Origin of the sequence: Bradyrhizobium guangzhouense (assembly GCF_004114955.1) — a bacterium.
In the GTDB taxonomy this organism is placed as follows: Bacteria; Pseudomonadota; Alphaproteobacteria; order Rhizobiales; family Xanthobacteraceae; genus Bradyrhizobium; species Bradyrhizobium guangzhouense.
Window position 1 is genome coordinate 5,404,416 of record NZ_CP030053.1, and the last position, 17,030, is coordinate 5,421,445.

The 17,030-nt window shown below is 63.7% G+C and carries 18 protein-coding genes; 9 read left to right on the top strand and 9 right to left on the bottom strand.

Annotated elements, in window-relative coordinates; translation table 11 throughout:
* The first annotated feature begins 244 nt into the window (after positions 1 to 244).
* A complete protein-coding gene (locus XH91_RS25845; protein WP_128954994.1) occupies positions 245 to 2,716 on the top strand; it encodes a penicillin-binding protein 1A in 2,472 nt (823 codons plus the stop codon).
* Positions 2,717 to 2,872: 156 nt separating this feature from the next.
* Here XH91_RS25845 and XH91_RS25850 read toward each other — a convergent pair whose 3' ends face one another.
* The 5 genes from XH91_RS25850 to XH91_RS25870 all read right to left on the bottom strand — a co-directional run bounded on the left by XH91_RS25850 (position 2,873) and on the right by XH91_RS25870 (position 7,892).
* Positions 2,873 to 3,691 (bottom strand): aldo/keto reductase, encoded by an 819-nt coding sequence (locus XH91_RS25850; protein ID WP_128953202.1) that lies wholly within the window; start codon positions 3,689 to 3,691, stop codon positions 2,873 to 2,875.
* 191 nt (positions 3,692 to 3,882) lie between these two features.
* Positions 3,883 to 5,442, bottom strand: coding sequence for an alkaline phosphatase D family protein (locus tag XH91_RS25855; protein ID WP_128953203.1), 1,560 nt, complete (start codon positions 5,440 to 5,442; stop codon positions 3,883 to 3,885).
* 118 nt (positions 5,443 to 5,560) lie between these two features.
* Entirely contained in the window at positions 5,561 to 5,980 is a 420-nt protein-coding gene (locus tag XH91_RS25860; protein ID WP_128953204.1) for a hypothetical protein, read from the bottom strand.
* 107 nt (positions 5,981 to 6,087) lie between these two features.
* Entirely contained in the window at positions 6,088 to 7,089 is a 1,002-nt protein-coding gene (locus XH91_RS25865) for an NAD(P)H-dependent flavin oxidoreductase (protein ID WP_128953205.1), read from the bottom strand.
* Between the two features lie 65 nt (positions 7,090 to 7,154).
* Positions 7,155 to 7,892, bottom strand: a complete 738-nt coding sequence (locus tag XH91_RS25870; protein WP_128953206.1) for an SDR family oxidoreductase — start codon at positions 7,890 to 7,892, stop codon at positions 7,155 to 7,157.
* A gap of 164 nt (positions 7,893 to 8,056) precedes the next feature.
* Here XH91_RS25870 and XH91_RS25875 point away from each other — a divergent pair, with 164 nt between their 5' ends.
* Together XH91_RS25875 and XH91_RS25880 are read left to right on the top strand one after the other, a co-directional pair.
* On the top strand, positions 8,057 to 8,521 hold the full coding sequence (locus tag XH91_RS25875) for a winged helix-turn-helix transcriptional regulator (protein ID WP_128953207.1): 465 nt from the start codon (positions 8,057 to 8,059) through the stop codon (positions 8,519 to 8,521).
* A 140-nt stretch (positions 8,522 to 8,661) separates the two neighbouring features.
* A complete protein-coding gene (locus XH91_RS25880) occupies positions 8,662 to 9,816 on the top strand; it encodes an IS4 family transposase (RefSeq protein WP_128950217.1) in 1,155 nt (384 codons plus the stop codon).
* Positions 9,817 to 9,943: 127 nt separating this feature from the next.
* Here the strand turns inward: XH91_RS25880 and XH91_RS25885 are convergent, their stop codons facing one another.
* The 4 genes from XH91_RS25885 to XH91_RS25895 all read right to left on the bottom strand — a co-directional run bounded on the left by XH91_RS25885 (position 9,944) and on the right by XH91_RS25895 (position 13,468).
* Complete coding sequence (locus XH91_RS25885; RefSeq protein ID WP_128953208.1) at positions 9,944 to 11,563, bottom strand: DHA2 family efflux MFS transporter permease subunit; 1,620 nt, start codon at positions 11,561 to 11,563, stop codon at positions 9,944 to 9,946.
* Entirely contained in the window at positions 11,560 to 12,717 is a 1,158-nt protein-coding gene (locus tag XH91_RS25890) for an HlyD family secretion protein (RefSeq protein WP_128953209.1), read from the bottom strand. Before XH91_RS25890 ends, XH91_RS25885 begins: the two co-directional genes overlap by 4 nt.
* Positions 12,718 to 12,907: 190 nt before the next feature.
* Positions 12,908 to 13,066 (bottom strand): hypothetical protein, encoded by a 159-nt coding sequence (locus XH91_RS39010; RefSeq protein WP_164934176.1) that lies wholly within the window; start codon positions 13,064 to 13,066, stop codon positions 12,908 to 12,910.
* Between the two features lie 27 nt (positions 13,067 to 13,093).
* Positions 13,094 to 13,468 carry a PRC-barrel domain-containing protein gene (locus XH91_RS25895; protein ID WP_128953210.1) on the bottom strand — a complete coding sequence of 125 codons (375 nt, stop codon included), beginning with the start codon at positions 13,466 to 13,468 and terminating at the stop codon, positions 13,094 to 13,096.
* A 153-nt stretch (positions 13,469 to 13,621) separates the two neighbouring features.
* Here XH91_RS25895 and XH91_RS25900 point away from each other — a divergent pair, with 153 nt between their 5' ends.
* The 6 genes from XH91_RS25900 (at position 13,622) to XH91_RS25925 (ending at position 17,028) form a co-directional block, all read left to right on the top strand.
* Positions 13,622 to 13,849, top strand: coding sequence for a hypothetical protein (locus tag XH91_RS25900; protein WP_128953211.1), 228 nt, complete (start codon positions 13,622 to 13,624; stop codon positions 13,847 to 13,849).
* An 82-nt stretch (positions 13,850 to 13,931) separates the two neighbouring features.
* A complete protein-coding gene (locus tag XH91_RS25905) occupies positions 13,932 to 14,483 on the top strand; it encodes a DUF4142 domain-containing protein (RefSeq protein WP_128953212.1) in 552 nt (183 codons plus the stop codon).
* Between the two features lie 204 nt (positions 14,484 to 14,687).
* A complete protein-coding gene (locus XH91_RS25910; protein ID WP_206733188.1) occupies positions 14,688 to 15,578 on the top strand; it encodes an SDR family oxidoreductase in 891 nt (296 codons plus the stop codon).
* A 78-nt stretch (positions 15,579 to 15,656) separates the two neighbouring features.
* Positions 15,657 to 16,241, top strand: coding sequence for a phosphatase PAP2 family protein (locus XH91_RS25915; protein WP_128953214.1), 585 nt, complete (start codon positions 15,657 to 15,659; stop codon positions 16,239 to 16,241).
* Positions 16,238 to 16,588 (top strand): DUF3147 family protein, encoded by a 351-nt coding sequence (locus XH91_RS25920; protein ID WP_128953215.1) that lies wholly within the window; start codon positions 16,238 to 16,240, stop codon positions 16,586 to 16,588. The genes XH91_RS25915 and XH91_RS25920 overlap by 4 nt, the downstream gene beginning before the upstream one ends.
* Entirely contained in the window at positions 16,588 to 17,028 is a 441-nt protein-coding gene (locus XH91_RS25925) for a hypothetical protein (RefSeq protein ID WP_128953216.1), read from the top strand. Before XH91_RS25920 ends, XH91_RS25925 begins: the two co-directional genes overlap by 1 nt.
* Positions 17,029 to 17,030: the final 2 nt, after the last annotated feature.

Below are 17,030 nucleotides of genomic sequence, written 5' to 3' on the forward strand. Positions count from 1 at the left end.
GCGAGCTGCTCCGAGTTGGCCCGCCCATCTCCCGCGAGCGGACATTGCGGCCAAGTGAGGACAGCAACGGGCCAGAAGCAAAAGGAGGATCATCGCAGCCCCAAATTTGCCGCAACCTCGGAGTCTGGTATCTCGGTGTTTTCAAAGACCTTTGAGGGTTGGCGGATCGTGCCGCCAGCTCGGTCATCCGACCTGGCACCGGATTTGAACCCCCAAGATCAACGGAATGGTGGAATATCGGCCGATGCGGTTGATGGCGCGATTGCTCGGTTTTCTCTTCACGATAGGCACCATCATATTTCTGATCGGCGTGGCCGGCGTGGCAGGGCTCGTCTGGCACTTCTCGAAAGACCTTCCGGATTATTCGCAATTGCAGGATTACGAACCGTCCGTGATGACGCGCGTCCATGCGGCTGACGGCTCTCTCGTCGGCGAATATGCGCGGGAACGCAGGCTCTATTTGCCGATCCAGGCCGTGCCCAAGCTGGTCATCAACGCGTTTCTCGCCGCGGAGGACAAGAACTTCTACGAGCATGGCGGCGTCGATTTCTCCGGAATGGCGCGAGCTGCGCTTCTCTATGTGGAGAATTTCGGCTCGGATCGCCGTCCGCAAGGCGCGTCCACCATTACCCAGCAGGTCGCCAAGAATTTCCTGCTGACGAATCAAGTGTCATTCGCCCGCAAGATCAAGGAGGCACTGCTGGCGACGCGCATCGAGCGCACCTATTCCAAGGACAAGATCCTCGAGCTTTATCTGAACGAGATCTATCTGGGCGCAGGCTCTTACGGCATCGCTGCGGCCGCGCTGACCTATTTCGACAAGTCCGTGAACGAGCTGACCGTCGCGGAAGCCGCCTACCTCGCGGCATTGCCCAAGATGCCCGGCAGCCTCAATCCGGTCCGCAACCACGACCGCGCGATCGAGCGTCGCAACTACGTGGTCGACCGCCTGTTCGAGAACGGCTGGATCAGCAAGGCCGATGCGGACAAAGCCCGCAAGGAGCCGATCGAATTCGTCAGTCACTCCAACAGCGCACATCGTTTCGCCGGCGAATATTTCGCCGAGGAGGTCCGGCGCGAGCTGCTCGAGCGCTACGGCGAGAAGAAACTGTATGAGGGTGGCTTGTCGGTCCACACCACCCTCGATCCGAAGATTCAGGTCATGGCACGCAAGGCCATGGTCGCCGGGCTCGCAAAATACGACGAAGCGCAGGGTTATCGCGGGCCGGTCAGCAAACTCGACATGGCCGGCGATTGGGGCGTCAAGCTGGCCGACGTGAAGTCTCTCGCCGACGTCTCGCCATGGCGGATGGCGGTGGTGCTGCAGGTCTCCGATCAGTCCGCCCGGATTGGCTTCCAACCCGCTCGCGAGTCGACCGGCGCGCTCAGCCCGGACCGCGAGATCGGCTTGATCCCGCTCGACGGCGTGAAGTGGGCCAAGGCCGTCGCGGGTCCGTCCCGTGGAAGGACCCCGTCCTCGGTGGCGCAAGTGTTGCAGCCGGGAGATGTGATCTATGCCGATCCATTGTACCGGGACGGCAAACCCGTCAGCGGTCAATACCGGCTCGAGCAAGTGCCCGAGGTATCTGGCGCACTGGTCGCGATGGAGCCCACGACGGGTCGCGTGCTGGCCATGGTGGGCGGCTTCTCGTTCGACCAGAGCCAGTTCAACCGCGCCACCCAAGCCTATCGGCAACCCGGTTCGTCGTTCAAGCCGATCGTCTATGCGGCAGCACTGGACAATGGCTACACACCATCGAGCCAGGAGCTCGCCGCACCGATCGAGATCGACATGGGACCGGGCGCCGGCGTATGGCGGCCGGAGAACTTCTCCGCGAGCGAGAACAATCTGGGGCCGACGACGCTTCGCAATGCGCTGCGGCTGTCCCTGAACACGGTGACCGTGCGCCTGGCGCAGGACATCGGCATGCCCCTGATCTCCGAATACGCCAAACGTTTCGGCATCTATGACGAACTACCGAATTACTTGTCCTATTCGCTCGGCACGGGCGAAACGACCGTCATGCGGATGGTAACGGCCTATTCCATGATCGCCAATGGCGGTCGCCGCGTGAAATCCACCTTGATCGACCGCATCCAGGACCGTTACGGTCACACCATCTTCAGGCACGACAGCCGCGAATGTATCGGCTGCGACGCCGCCGGGAATTGGCACGACCAGCCGGAGCCGCAATTGATCGACCACCGTCAGCAGGTGCTCGATCCCATGACCGACTACCAGATCACCGAGATGATGGAAGGTGTCGTCCAAAGTGGCACCGCCATGGGCATGCGTGACATCGGCAAGCCGATCGCCGGCAAAACCGGCACGACCAACCAGGCGAAGGACGTGTGGTTCATCGGCTTCTCGCCGGATCTCGTCGTCGGCCTCTATGTTGGTTACGACAAGCCGCGCAGCCTCGGCAGCGGGAAGCAGGCGCAAGCCGCGTTCATCGCGGTTCCGATCGCGCATGATTTCATGAAGCTTGCACTCGCCGACAAGCCGGCGACCCCGTTCAAGGTGCCTGCCGGGATCAAGCTCGTCCGCGTAGACCCCAAGACCGGGATGCGCGCCGGGCCTGCCCAGAGCGCAATCATCGAGCCTTTCAAACCCGGCACGGCACCGCCGGATTATTATTCGGAAATGGGCGACGACGATCCGGACCGCAGGTCACTTCCCCCGGACGCCGGACCCGTCATGCACGGACTTTACTAGCCTCACCTGATGTTCGCAGGCGGAGGAAATGGTTGCTCACTTGCCAGCCACGTGATGCATATTCCGGGCTTGGGGTCACAAGCAGTCATGCCCTGATGAAGCATGGAACCTGCTTGCGCCCGAAAGCCGACATCGGCGCCTTCATGAATGCGCCACCTAGTCCCAGGCGGGCGCAAAGCCCGGATTGACGCAACGCTTGTCCTTCGGCAGCGCGGCGATCTTCTTGCGGTCGGCATCGTCCAGCTCGATCTTCAGTGCGTCGAGATTGGCCTGCTGGCTCTCGCGGCGCGAGGCCTTCGGAATCGCGGCGACGCCGTCCTGGTCGAGCAGCCATTTCAATGCGACTTGCGCGGCGCTCGCATTGTGCCTGGCGCCGATCTCGGCGAGCACCGGGTCCGTGGCAAAACGCCCCTGCGCCAGCGGGCAATAGGCGACCAGCGGGATCGACTTCGCCCTGAGATAGGCCAGCACCTTCGATTGATCCAGCATCGCGTGATATTCGACCTGGTTGCAGGCGATCGGCGCCTTGATGTCCTCGACCGCGATCTTGAGCAGCGCCGTGGTGAAATTGGCAACGCCGATCGCGCGCGTCCGCCCCTCCTCCTTCAGCTTCATCAGGGTCTCGAACACCGCGCCCCAGTTCGCCGATTTCGATGGCCAGTGCACCAGGTAGAGATCGACATGGTCGAGCCTGAGCTTCGTCAGGCTGGCGTCGAAGGCGCGGCGGATCGCATCGGGGCTAAGGTTCTCGTGCCAGACCTTGGTCGTGACGTGCAACTCGCCACGCGGCACGGAGCTGGCGGCGAGCGCGGCGCCGATCACCTCCTCGTTGGCATACATTTCGGCGGTGTCGATGTGGCGGTAACCGATCGACAGCGCGCTCTCGACCGCGGCACGGCAGGCATCGCCCTGCATGCGGAAAGTGCCGAGGCCGAGCTTGGGCATGCTGATGCCCTGTGTTTTCAGATTGTCCATGGAACAGGCTCCTGAGGTATTGCAGCCCGCCGGATGCGCGCGACGATGCCGCGTGAGCAGACTCTTCGGTGATGGAAAAGAGGTGGCGGGGACGGGCAGTATAGCCGCGAGGACGCGGGGCGGCCAATCAAGATCGGGTTAGGTGGTCCCCCTCTCCCGCTTGCGGGAGAGGTGAACCAGCCGCCCAGCCCTCACGAATGCTGCGCCACCAACGCCGGCCGCGCCTGAGGCACGATGTCCACCGACCAGAGGTCGCGGTTGTCGACGTCTTTCAGGGTCACCGTCATCACGCCGCTGGCGCCGTCGATGTCGACCCGGCCGAAGAACTGCAGGCCGAAGCAGGGTGCGAGATTCTCGCCCTGGGCCTCGCTGCAGCCATTCCGGTACATCGCCGTGGGGCCGAACGTGTTGTCGAGCTCGCCGGGGCCCCAGGTGCCGGCGTGGAGAGGACCGGAGACGAACTCCCAGAACGGCTCGAAATCCTGGAATTGCGCCTTGTTCGGATCGTAGTAGTGCGCCGCGGTGTAGTGCATGTCGGCGGTGAGCCAGACGATGTTGCGGATACCCGCGCGCTTGATCGCGGCCAGCAGATCGGCGATCTCGTGCTCGCGCCGATCGGGCGGGCCGTCGCCGAGCGCGACGGCATCGAGGCTGATCAGGCCGATCGGCAGATCCGCCGCGATCACCTTCCAGGTCGCGCGCGAGGCGGCGAGCTCGCGCTTCAGCCAGGCGAGCTGCGCGGCGCCAAGAATCCAGCCACGCTGATCCCTGCCCTTGTTCCAGGTCTCGTCGCGGTAGCTGCGCATGTCGATCAGGAAGACATCGAGGAGCGGGCCATAAGAGATCTTGCGATAGACGCGGCCCTGCCGCGCGCCGATGTCGCGGATCGGCATGAAGTCGAAGAAGGCCCGGCGGGCGCGCGCGACCAGGCGCGGCGTGCCGTCGTCCTCATAGCCGGCAGCGTCGTAGCTGCCGGTCGGCGACCAGTCGTTGGTGACCTCGTGATCGTCCCATTGCGCGAACATCGGCACCTCGGCGTGGAAGGCACGGAAATGCTCGTCGAGATGATTGTATTTGTAGTTGCCGCGGAACTGCGCCAGCGTGTGCGCGACCTCCGACTTCTCCTCGGTCACGACGTTGCGCCAGGTCTCGCCGTTCGGCAGCTTCTGCTCAGACGGAATGGTGCAGTCGGCATAGATGTGGTCGCCGGAATGGATGAAGAAATCCGGCCTGAGGTCCAGCATGGTGCGATAGCTGCGATAGCCGCCGCGGGAGATGTCGATGCCCCAGCCCTGCCCCGCGACGTCGCCCGACCACAGGAACGAGATCGACTCGCCGGCGGCGGGCGCGGTGCGGAAATGACCGACGCGGCTTTCGCCTGGGATGCCGGTCGCGATGTCGTCGAAGCGGACGCGATAGAAGATGTCCTGCCCGGGCGGCAGATCGCCGAGCTGCAGCTTTGCGGTGAAGTCGGCATCGGGCAGAGCATCACGCGACGCAGATGCGATGATGGTTTTGAAACTCTCGACGGTCGAACACTCCACCTGCATCCGCGCGGGCCGGTCGGCGCGCGCCCAGATCACGGCGGAGCCGTCCGAGATATCGCCGGACTGGATGCCGCCCGCGATCTGCGGACGATCAGCGGCGCGGCTGATGCCGGGCTTTGCGAGCGAGGCGATGGCGAGAGAGGATGTGGAGCGGACCAGGAACTGCCGCCGGGTCCATGCGCGCGAGGCGCGGAGCGTTGCCATCAAGGAAACCTTCGTCGAATCGCGACGGAAGGTGCCTGCGCCGTTTGACGGCTGGCTTACGTTTCCTTGACTCCGGGCCTACGGTTTTGCGACGCGGGGATGACGGCCTCGGACCGGCTCAATGCTTCCAGTTGCAGATGCCGCCGGAGCGGCACGGCCAGGTCTGGATGCGGGTGTCCATCGCCTGCGCGTCGAGCGGATTGCCGTGACGATGCGCTAACTTCGTGCGCGCGGCGCCGCGCGGCCGGGCGCTCCTGGTGTGAGCGATCTTCGGCTCGGAGACGTGCACGCGTTCGGCCGCGACCTTCTTCGGCACATCGACCGGCTCGGCGCGGGCCTGCGCTTCGTTGCCGCCCTTCGCTTCCATCGCAACCGGCGCGAATTGCGTCTCGGGCCCGAGCCGCTTCGGCGACAGCACGGCCTTGGAGAGATCGAGACCGAAATATTCGTCGGGCTTGTAGTCGTCAGCGCGCGCGAGACCGCCCACTGCGAGCACGAGGGCAATGGCAACCGCACTGGGAATGCTTTTCAGGACCACGGACGCCTCCTGAAATTTGATGTTGAGGAGCAATTTACTCCTATTTAGGAGGCGTTCCGCGCAATTCCAGCGGCCAATTGTCGCCGTGGTTAAGAAGTTTGGCGGTGTCAGGCGACCTTTCGCGTCGTACCCGTCCCGTCGAGGAACCCGATCAGCCTGCTGCGGATGATTTGTTCCGCCTCGGTCATGATGCGATCGATGAGTTCCTTGCAGGAGGGGATGTCGTGGATCAGACCCGCGACCATGCCGCAGCTCCAGGCGCCGGCATCCATCTGCCCCTCCAGCATGATCCTGGGATAGACGCCCGCGACCTGGTCGTGGATGTCGTCGATGGTGAGCTTGTCGCCCTTGGCATGCTCGATCTCGAGCAGGCGGTCGACATTGGCGTTCTTCAGCACGCGCTCGGTGTTGCGCAAGGACCGCATGATCAGGCGGGTGTCGAGCTCGGTCGCCGCGACCAGCGCGTTCTTCACGTTCTGATGCACTGGCGCTTCCTTGGTGGCGATGAAACGCGTGCCCATGTTCATGCCCGATGCGCCCAGCGACAGCGCCGCGACCAGGCTGCGCCCGTCGGCCATGCCGCCGGAGGCCACGAACGGGATCTTCAATTCCTCCGCTGCGCGCGGCAGCAGGATCATGTTGGGAATGTCGTCCTCGCCGGGATGGCCGCCGCACTCGAAGCCGTCGACGCTGACGGCGTCGCAGCCGATGCGTTCGGCCTTCAGCGAATGACGCACCGAGGTGCATTTGTGGATCACCTTGATGCCGGCGGCCTTCAGCGCCGGCATGTATGCTTCCGGGCTGCGGCCCGCGGTCTCCACCGCCTTGATGCCGCCCTCGACGATGGCGGCGATGTATTCCGGATAGGGCGGCGCCGCGAAGGTCGGCAGGAAGGTGAGGTTCACGCCGAACGGCTTGTCGGTCATGTCGCGACAGCGCGCGATTTCCTTGGCCAGCAGCTCCGGCGTCTTCTGCGTCAGACCGGTGATGATGCCGAGCCCGCCGGCATTGGAGACGGCGGCGGCAAGCTCCGCAAAGCCGACGAAATGCATGCCGCCCTGGATGATGGGGTGCTCGATGCCGAACAGTTCGGTGATCGCGGTCTTCACTTCATTCTCCTCCCCGGAATTTTGCCTGGCGTTCGGATCAGTCTAACCGGACTTCTGCGCCGCGGTCACCATTTCTCGCCGAACGGACGTATCTCCATCTCGAAGGTCCAGGCGCTCTTGGGCTGCTGGTAGAGCTGCCAATAGGCATCGGCGACGGCCGACGGCGGCATCAGCAGATCGGGGTTGTCGAGCGCGTTCGGCCCGAGCGCCTCGAGCCGGCGCTGCCGCACCCACTCGGTGTCGACGCCGGAATCGATGATGAGATGGGCAACGTGAATATTCTTCGGCCCGAGCTCGCGCGCCATCGCCTGCGCCACGGCGCGCAGGCCAAACTTGGCACTGGCAAAGGCGGCAAAGCCGCTGCCGCCGCGCAAGCTCGCCGTCGCGCCGGTGAAGAAGATGTTGCCGCCACCACGCGGCAGCATCAACCGCGCCGCTTCGCGGCCGGCGAGGAAACCGGAATAGCAGGCCATCTCCCAGACTTTCCTGAACACGCGCTCAGTGGTGTCGAGAACAGGGAAATTGACGTTGGCGCCGACATTGAAGATGCAGACCTCCAGCGGCGCGTGTTTGTCGGCATCGTCGAGGAAGGAGATGACCTCCTCCTCCTTGCGCGCATCCAGCGAGCGCGCGTGGATCTCGCCACCGGCGGCTTCGATGTCCTTCACCAGCGGCGCGAGCTTGTCGCCGTTGCGGCGGCCTGCGTAGATCGAGAAGCCTTCGGCGGCGAATTTCTTGGCAATCTCGGCGCCGATGAAATCGCCGGCCCCGATCACGGCCGCGGTCGCATTTCGCTTGGGCAAGGTCGCCTCCTCCGGTGAAAGCATGATTGGCTTGGAGCCTATAGTTCTAAAATAGAACTGTCAAACTTCTCCGTCAGATGTTAGCGTATCGTGCAAATTGCGCTGGTCATTCAAGTCAGTTCCTTTTTCTGACTGACTGACCGGGCCATGGCGGAGACAGGATCATGAAATGGGACACGCTGGACGAGGAGCCCTGCTCGCTCGCCCGCACCGTCGCCGTGGTCGGCGACCGCTGGACGCTTCTCATCCTGCGCGAATGTTTTTTGCGCGTGCGACGCTTCGAGGCGTTTCAGTCCTCGCTGCAGATCACCCGGCACCTGCTCTCGGAGCGGCTGAAGAAGCTGGTGCGTTTCGGCATCCTGCGCCGCGTCCCCTATTCCGAGGCGCCGAAGCGCTACGAATACATCCTCACGCAGAAAGGCCTCGACCTCTATCCCGTGATCATGGCGATGGTGCATTGGGGCGACACCCACATGGGCGACGAGCGCGGCCGCCCGTTGCTGCACGAGCACAAGAGTTGCGGCAAGCTGTTCGACCCGGTCATGGTCTGCTCCGAATGCGGCGAGGTACTGCATGCCAGGCAGGTGCATGTGCATGCGGGGCCGGGGCAACGGGAGGCAATTGCATAAGCAGCTCGAAACACAGGTGTCATGCCCCGGCTTGACCCACGGGTGTCCGGTTCGATTGTTGTGGACAGGGTGCATGACGGGGATTCTTCTGTGTTTCGAGCGCTTCGCACACGTTCGAGACACGGAAGGAAGTCCACGCCATGCGGCATCAGAATAGCGTATTTCACAGTCTAACGAAGCAAATCCCTTGGTCTAAGTTCGAACAGGTCGTGGAGAAGTACGGGGCCGATCGATTGGTGCGCAAGTTGACGACGAAGCGCCACTTTATTGCACTGCTGTATGGGCAATTGAGCGGCTCGACGAGCCTGCGGGAGATCGTGACTGGGATGGCAAGCCACGAGACGCGGCTTTATCACGTGGGGGCGGCGCCGGTGAAGCGCTCGACGATGTCGGACGCCAACTCGCAGCGACCTTGGCAGGTGTTCAGCGAGCTGTTCGCACAGATGCTGCCGCAGGCGCATCGCGGGCTGCGGCGGGCAACCGCGGATGCGGTCCGCCTGATTGATTCTACCAGTATTAGGCTCTCCAGCCTGAGCGAGAGCTGGGCGACATTTTCGGCCGATGTGTTCGGGGCCAAGGCGCATATCGTCTACGATCCGAATGCCGATCGGCCGGTTTACTTTGCGGTGACGCCAGCCAACGTCAACGACATCACGGCTGCGAAGGCCATGCCGATTGAGCTGGGCGCAACCTACGTCTACGACCTCGGTTACTACGATTATGGCTGGTGGGCGAAGCTCGATGAGGCCGGCTGCCGCTTCGTGACGCGGTTGAAGAAGAACACTCCGCTCGACGTGATAAGGGAGAACCACGTCTCCAAGAACAGCAATATTGTGAGCGACCGGATCGGTCACTTGCCGGCCCGCCTCGCCAACAGCCGCAAGAATCCGCTGCAAGTTCCGGTCAGGGAGATCTGCGTCGTCATTGAGAGCGGCAAGCAGTTGCGTATCGTGACCAATGATCTCGACGCGTCGGCAGAAGAGATCGCCGAGCTCTACAAACAGCGCTGGCAGATCGAATTGTTCTTCCGCTGGGTCAAGCAGACGCTTCGAATCAGGCATTTTATCGGCGTCTCCGAGAACGCAGTCCGCATTCAGATCGCCATCGCCCTGATCGCGTTTCTCCTCCTGCGCATGGCCCAGCTCGCTCAAAAAGCGGTACACAGTCCCCTCGAATTTGCCCGGCTCGTCCGCACCAATCTCATGCACAGACGTCCGATCAACAACTTGCTCGAACCTCTGCAGTCCGTCCCTATCAACCAAAACCAGTTGAACCTTGGACTATACTTCCAATGAACCGGACACCCGTGGGCTTGACCGGAGCATCCAATACGCCGTGGCGTCTCGATTCAAGCACAACTCTCTCTGGAATACTGGATCGCCCGGTCAAGCCGGGCGATGACACCGAGGATGGGATACGCTCTTAGTGCCCCCGCGCCGGCGCGCCGAGATTGATCGGGCGCAGCACGGCTGCGGTCGGAATCATCAGCACGGCGATGATCGCAAGCGTCCAGAACACGTCGATGTAAGCGAGGAAGTCGACCTGCTGCTGGAGGGTTTTGCCGACCCAGGCGACCGCCTGCGACGCCGCATCGCTGGCATTGGAGCCCTGGGCCTGGAAGTAGCGCGTCATCGCGTCGATGGTCTGCTGGTAGCCGAGGTCGGATGGTGCGGCGCGCTCGATCAAGCGGCTCTGATGGAATTGCTGGCGCTGCGCCAGGATCGTCTGCGCCAGCGCCACACCCATGGAGCCACCGATGTTGCGGGCGACGTTGATCAGCGCGGAGGCCTGGTTGGTCTTGTCGGGCGGCACGCCGTCATAGGAGGCCGTCGTCACCGGCAGGAACAGGAAGGGAAGGCCGATGGCGAGAAAGATGCGGGCCAGCGCCGCGTAGCCGTAGGTGATGTCGCCATTGAGCCCGGTCAGATGCCACATCGAGAATGCCACGACCGCGGCGCCGAACATGATGAGATATTTCGGCTGCACCGTGCCGACCAGGCGGCCGACGACCGGCATCAGCATCAGCGTTGCGATGCCGCCGGGCGACAGAGCGAGCCCCGCCAGCAGCGCCGTATAATTCAGCTCGGTCTGAAGCAGTTGCGGGAGAAGCTGCGTGGTCGAGATCAGCACCGCACCGGTGCCGAGCATGACCAGGAAGCAGGCGCCGAACTGCCGCCGGCCGAGCAGCCGGATGTCGACAATGGGATCCTCGCGCGTCAGCTCCCACGGGATCAGCGCGAGCAGCGACACGGCCGACAGCACCGCGAAGGCGACGATCAAGTTGGAGCCGAACCAGTCGTTGCGCTGGCCTTCATCGAGCACGTATTCGAGCGAGCCGAGCCCGATCGCGACGAGAAGAAATCCGATGTAGTCGACGCGCAAGCCCTTGCTCAGCAGCTTCTCCCGCTCCTCCTCCGCGCCCGACGGCTCCTTGACCAGCGTCCCGACCAGGAACAGCGAGAGCAGTCCCATCGGCACATTGATCAGGAACACCCAGTGCCAGCTGTAGGTATCGGTGATCCAGCCGCCGAGCGTCGGCCCGATCACCGGTGCGACGACCACCGCGACGCCGTAGATCGCGAAGGCCTGTCCGCGCTTCTGCGGCGGGAAAGAGTCGGCGAGGATCGCCTGCTCGCTGGTGGCCATGCCGCCGCCGCCGAGCCCCTGCAAGATGCGAAACAATACCAGCGACTGCAAATTCCAGGCGAAGCCGCACAGCAGCGAAGACACCGTGAAGGTCGCCACGCACATCATGTAGAAGCGCTTGCGGCCGATCACGGTCGACAGCCAGCCGGAGATCGACAGCACGATGGCGTTGGCGACGAGGTAGCTGGTGATGACGTAGGTGCTCTCGTCGATGCCGACCGCGAGCGCGCCGGCGATGTGGCGCAGCGCGACATTGGCGATGGTGGTGTCGAGCACTTCCATGAAGGTCGCGATCGAAACCACGAAGGCAATGAGATAAGGATTATGCCCGCCGGCCGCCGAGCGCTCCGGCGACCAGGCACCCGTGGACGCGTCGTGTCGCGTGGCGTCCGTCATCGCACCCTGGTCCAGGGCACGACCGACATGCCGGGACCAACAGGCAGATCCGCCGGCCAGTTGTCGACCACGATCTTCACCGGAACGCGTTGCACCACCTTGACGTAATTGCCGGTGGCATTCTCCGCCGGCAGCAGGCTGAACGCAGTGCCGGAGCCCGGCTGCACGGAATCGACATGGCCGGTGAGCTTGCGCCCGGGATAGGCGTCGATGCGGATCTCGACCGGCTGACCCGGCCGCATGTCGGCGAGTTGGGTCTCCTTATAGTTCGCGACGATCCAGACATCGTCGGGGACGAACATCATCAGGCTCTGCCCTGCGGTGACGAACGTGCCCTTGGCGCCCGAGAGCTTGACGACCCGGCCGGGCTGCGCGGCGACGACGCGGGTGTATTGCAGGTTCAGCCTGGCCTGGTCGAGCTGTGCCTGCGACTGCTCGAGTTGCGCCTTGGCGCCTTCCAGCTGCGCTTGCAGCGTCTTGATACCGACCTGGGCAACGGCGACCGCGGTCTTGCTGCGCTCGGTGTTGGCCTGTTGCGACTGCAGATCGGAGCGCGTCTGCTGCTGACGCTGCACGGTGCCGGCGCCCTTCTCGACCAGATCCTGTGCGCGGTTGAACTCCTCCTGCGAGAACTGAAGCTGCGCCTGCGCCTGCTCGAGCTGCGCCTGGGCCTGCTTGATCTGCTCCGCTTGCGAATCGATCTGCGCCGCCACATTGGCGATGTTGGCCTTGGAGACCTCGACCTGCGCTTGAGCCTGATCGACGGCGATGCGATAATCGCGCTCGTCGATCTTGGCGAGGACATCGCCGGCATTGACATGCTGGTTGTCAGTGACAGGGATATCGGTCACGTAGCCGCCGACTTTCGAGGCCACGGAGAAGCTGCGCGCGGCGACGAAGGCATCGTCGGTGGATTCGTAGTGGCGGACCGCGAGCCAATACAGCAGCCCGCCGACCAAAGCCGCGATCAACACAATGGCGCCGACGGTTGCGAGCAGCCAATGCTCACGGGCCCGCTCGCGCAGCGTCGGAGTTTTCTCCGGCTTGCCGCGTTGCTCCTTGGTCTCGTGCTTGGCATCGGGCGACGTCTTTGGAGCTTCCACCTTCTGCGGCTGCTCCGCGGACGGCCCACGCTCCCGGGTTTGAGCATCCACGGTGAACACCTTGATCGGGACTTTGGCTTGACGAACGGCCTGGTGCCGTGCGCGCACGCCGGGAGCCTAACCTTAGCCTCAACGCATGGTTCCGGGTCGTGGGAGCACCGCCGTCATTCGTGAATGCATTGCACAGAAAAGAAGCGCGGCCTGTTCCGACCGCGCTTCGTAGATGGCCCGGCGCGCTTGCTCAGTGCGTCTTGGTCTCGTGCCATTTCTCCAGGTCCGGCTTTTTGTCGCCGGACTTTTGCTCTTTCTCCGGATTGCCCCGCCAGGGCTTGTCCGTCTGGGCGTGGGATCCCCAGTCGTTCTGCTGGCGGGGGTCGTCGGTGGGCTTTTCCTTGCTCATCGGGTCTCGCTTTGTCTGCATCGAGGGTTAAGCGAACGGAACGCCGTAATAGGCATTGATGCCGCGCATTGCGGCGTCATCACCCCAGTTCCAGTCCGCGCGCTCGCCATATTTCGGCGCGCCTTCGAGCGCCCCGGCGGTGATCCCGGTGACATAACCACCCAGCTCGGTGTCGTATTTCAGCGATTGCCAGGGCAACGGATAATGATCGTTGCCGAGCCCCAAAAAACCGCCGAAGCCGAGCACGGCATAGGACACCCTGCCGCTGACCTTGTCGATCATCACACGTTCGATCGAACCGATCCGGTTGCGATCGGCACCGTAGACCGATGTTCCCTCGACCTTGTCGCTGCCGATCAACCGGCCCATCTCGCTGCGGTCCATCTCGCCTTGATTCAACATGTCTGTTCTCCACTCAGCCAATGTGAGGATCAACTTGCGCGGATGGATGATCGTTCCAGAATACTGCGTGCGGCATCTCGCGGCCGGGCAGGAACCCTGCCGCTTACGCATGGTTCTCAATGCTCGCATCAGGAAACCGAGGTGAGGTGAACCATGAGCGACTTTCGCGACATTCAGCACGGCGTCAACGACCCCGTCGACGGCGTCGACGTGAAGCGTCAGATCAACACCAACCAGACGCCGCATGAGCGGGCGCAGCGCCATGCCGACGTGCGCGCCGAACCGTCGGCCTCGCCGTCCGAGCCGTTCCTCCCCGAGCGGCTGCGGCGGAAGCCGACCGATCCGATCAATCCCCGCACCGGCCGTCACCCGACGGATTAGGAACCTCGGTCCCGAAGCCGTGTTGGTCGCCGCAAAGCTTCGCGCGGCAAGCGGCCGCGCGGCCGATCAGAGGGACCGGACCATGAAACGTACCGTCGTCGCCCTTGCCTGCGTGCTTCTCGCAGGCCCAGCTCTCGCGCAGTCGCTTGGCGAGAAGACCGGCGTCAATTCGGCGCTCGGCGTCGCGCCCGCGACCGCCGATTTCGTCAAGGAGGTCGCCGTCAGCGACATGTTCGAAATCGAATCCAGCAAGCTCGCCGAGCAAAAGGGCAACGCGCAGGAGAAGGGCTTTGCGCAGCAGATGGTCACCGACCACACCAAGACCAGCAGCGAGCTGAAGGGCCTGGTCGGCAACGGCAAGGTCCAGGCGACCCTGCCGACAGCCCTGGATAGCTCCCATCAGAGCAAGCTCGACAAGCTCAAGAACGCAAGCGGCAAGGATTTCAGCTCGGACTATAACTCGTATCAGGTCAGCGCTCATGAGGATGCGATCTCGCTGTTCGACCGCTATGCGAAGGGCGGCGACAATGCCGCGCTGAAGGACTGGGCCGGCAAGACGCTGCCGGCGCTCAGGCATCATCTCGACATGGCCAAGGAGCTTGGCACGGCGCCGAGCGTCGGACAGTCGAAATAAGACCCTTGCGAAAGACGTCGGCTCAGCCGGCGTCCGCCGTTAGCAACAATGCTTCTCTCCGCGGGTTGGGACTGCAAACTCGCGGAGACCCTCATGACACGACAAAACAAGACTTCGATATCCCGCCGGCAAATCGTCCGCGCGGCGAGCGCCACGCTTGCTGCGGCTTCGCTGGGGTCGTCGACCGCGCAAGGAAACACCGACATGGCCGAACAGGACCTGATCGATCCCGTCACCCGCTATCCGAAGCCGCCGTTCAAGAAGCAATCGCAGCCCTGGCCCGGTCTCGCCGGCAAGATGGAGCCCCGGCCGGATCACGGCGAGAGCAGCTACAAGGGCTCTGGCCGCCTTAAAGGCCGCAAGGCGCTGATCACCGGCGGCGATTCCGGCATGGGCCGGGCCGCCGCGATCGCCTATGCGCGCGAAGGCGCCGACGTCGCCATCAACTATCTGCCGGCGGAGGAGCCGGACGCGCAGGAGGTGATCGCATTGATCAGGAAGGAAGGCCGGACCGCCCTTGCGATTCCCGGCGACCTCAAGGACGAGGCGTTCTGCAAGGACCTGGTCGAACAGGCGGCGCAGGGTCTCGGCGGTCTCGACATCATCGTCAACAACGCGGCGCGCCAGCAGACGCGTGCTTCCATCCTCGACGTCTCGTCGGAGGATTTCGATGCGACCATGAAGACCAACCTCTACGCGCCATTCTGGATCATCAAGGCGGCACTGCCGCATCTCAAGCCCGGCTCCTGTCTCATCGGCACGACATCCGAGCAGGCTTACGATCCCTCGCCTGACCTCTACGACTACGCACAGACCAAGGCGGCGACGATGAACTACGTGAAGTCGCTGGCAAAGCAGCTTGCCTCGAAGGGCATTCGCGTCAACGGTGTTGCACCGGGACCGATCTGGACCCCGCTCCAGGTCTCCGGCGGCGCGACGATGGAAAAGCTCGAAAAGTTCGGCGGCATGACGCCGCTCGGTCGCCCTGGCCAACCGGCCGAACTGGCCTCGATCTACGTGCAGCTTGCCGCGGCCGATGCGAGTTACGCGACCGGCCAGGTCTATGGCTCCGCGGGTGGATCGGGCCAACCGTAACGCCCAGGCTCAAGGAACGATCGTGGACGTCAGGCTTTACAAGACTGTCATGGAGACCCTTTCGCCAACCCTGGATCAATGGCGCCCGTCACAGTCAGACCCACGCGGATCGATATCGCGATCGCGAATGAGATCGCCGAACATACCAACCCGGAGCTCGAGGAAACTGCCGAAGCGTTGACCTGGGGCGCGGACGAGCACGTGCTGCTCGCCGTCGCCGCTGCGGGGTGGCTGTACGCCAGAATGCGACCTGCCGAAGAGCGTCGTGCGGCCAACCATATCCTCGCGGTGTCGCTGGTGACGGCGATGCTCCCGCACGTCCTGAAATCCGCATTCGATCAGGTCAGGCCTGACAGGCTGACGGTGCGAGGCCATCGCCGCGGCGTCCCGTTCTCGGGACGCGCGCGCGATGCTTTCCCGTCAGGCCATGCCATGCATATGGGCGCGCTGGCGTCCGCGGCGGGCCTGCTTCCACCTGCTCGACGACGTCTCGTGCGCGGCATTGCCGTGGGACTTTCCCTGACGCGCATCGCTCTGCTCGCGCATTGGGCCAGCGATGTGGTCGCGGGCTTTACGCTGGGCATCGTCATCGAGCGGATGCTGCGACCGTGGACGCTGGCAAAGCGGAGCACCGAGCCTGGAAAGAGGCAAGCACGATCATGACCGAGTACGTCCTCCGCTTCGTCGCCGGCGGCGTGATCGTGACCGCATTTGCAATTCTTGGCGACATGCTGCGGCCCAAGAGCTTTGGTGGCCTGCTCGGCGCGGCGCCGTCGGTGGCGCTGGCGACCCTGAGCATTGCCGTCGTTCAACACGGTCCGCGCTATGCTGCGGCGGAAAGCTGGACCATGATCTATGGCGCGGCAGGCCTGGCCTGCTACAGCCTTGCGGTCTGCCAGCTCCTGATGAGGTTTCGCCTCGCGGCGCTTCCTGCCACCATCATCGCGTCCGTCGTATGGCTTGCGGTTGCCTTTGCCCTGCTCGCGGGTTTCGGAGGAGCCGCCGCCTGATGCTGGTCAAGATGTCATCGGCCTCCCTCAAGCAAACGCGGTGGTACGAATACGGCATTCGCTTCCTGCTGGGCGGATTGGCGACAGTCTTCGCCGGCCTCGTCAGCGCACGCTTTGGCGTGGCCATCGGCGGACTCTTCCTCGCGCTTCCCGCCATCTTCTGCGCCAGCGCGACGCTGATCGAAAGCCACGAGCGCCGAGCCAAGGGGAAGGCCGGTCTTGGCGGGCGACGGCGCGGGCAGCAGGCTGCGGCTCTCGATGCTGCGGGGGCCGGCCTCGGGAGCATCGGTCTTGCGGCGTTTGCCGCGACCTTCCACGCCCTGGTCACGGCGAGCGTGATCGGGGCATTCGCGGCTGCCATCTTGGTATGGGCTGCGGTCTCGGTGGCTGCGTGGTGGCTGAGGCGAAAGCTGCGCATCACCTCACGTCACCCAGGCTGAAT

Excerpts from the sequence above, each read along its gene's own strand:
- XH91_RS25845 (WP_128954994.1), top strand. The coding sequence starts at position 245 with ATGCGGTTGATGGCGCGATTGCTCGGTTTTCTCTTCACGATAGGCACC.
- XH91_RS25850 (WP_128953202.1), bottom strand. The coding sequence starts at position 3,691 with ATGGACAATCTGAAAACACAGGGCATCAGCATGCCCAAGCTCGGCCTC.
- XH91_RS25855 (WP_128953203.1), bottom strand. The coding sequence starts at position 5,442 with ATGGCAACGCTCCGCGCCTCGCGCGCATGGACCCGGCGGCAGTTCCTG.
- XH91_RS25875 (WP_128953207.1), top strand. The coding sequence starts at position 8,057 with ATGAAATGGGACACGCTGGACGAGGAGCCCTGCTCGCTCGCCCGCACC.
- XH91_RS25880 (WP_128950217.1), top strand. The coding sequence starts at position 8,662 with ATGCGGCATCAGAATAGCGTATTTCACAGTCTAACGAAGCAAATCCCT.
- XH91_RS25885 (WP_128953208.1), bottom strand. The coding sequence starts at position 11,563 with ATGACGGACGCCACGCGACACGACGCGTCCACGGGTGCCTGGTCGCCG.
- XH91_RS39010 (WP_164934176.1), bottom strand. The coding sequence starts at position 13,066 with ATGAGCAAGGAAAAGCCCACCGACGACCCCCGCCAGCAGAACGACTGG.
- XH91_RS25895 (WP_128953210.1), bottom strand. The coding sequence starts at position 13,468 with ATGTTGAATCAAGGCGAGATGGACCGCAGCGAGATGGGCCGGTTGATC.
- XH91_RS25900 (WP_128953211.1), top strand. The coding sequence starts at position 13,622 with ATGAGCGACTTTCGCGACATTCAGCACGGCGTCAACGACCCCGTCGAC.
- XH91_RS25905 (WP_128953212.1), top strand. The coding sequence starts at position 13,932 with ATGAAACGTACCGTCGTCGCCCTTGCCTGCGTGCTTCTCGCAGGCCCA.
- XH91_RS25910 (WP_206733188.1), top strand. The coding sequence starts at position 14,688 with ATGGCCGAACAGGACCTGATCGATCCCGTCACCCGCTATCCGAAGCCG.
- XH91_RS25915 (WP_128953214.1), top strand. The coding sequence starts at position 15,657 with ATGGCGCCCGTCACAGTCAGACCCACGCGGATCGATATCGCGATCGCG.
- XH91_RS25920 (WP_128953215.1), top strand. The coding sequence starts at position 16,238 with ATGACCGAGTACGTCCTCCGCTTCGTCGCCGGCGGCGTGATCGTGACC.
- XH91_RS25925 (WP_128953216.1), top strand. The coding sequence starts at position 16,588 with ATGCTGGTCAAGATGTCATCGGCCTCCCTCAAGCAAACGCGGTGGTAC.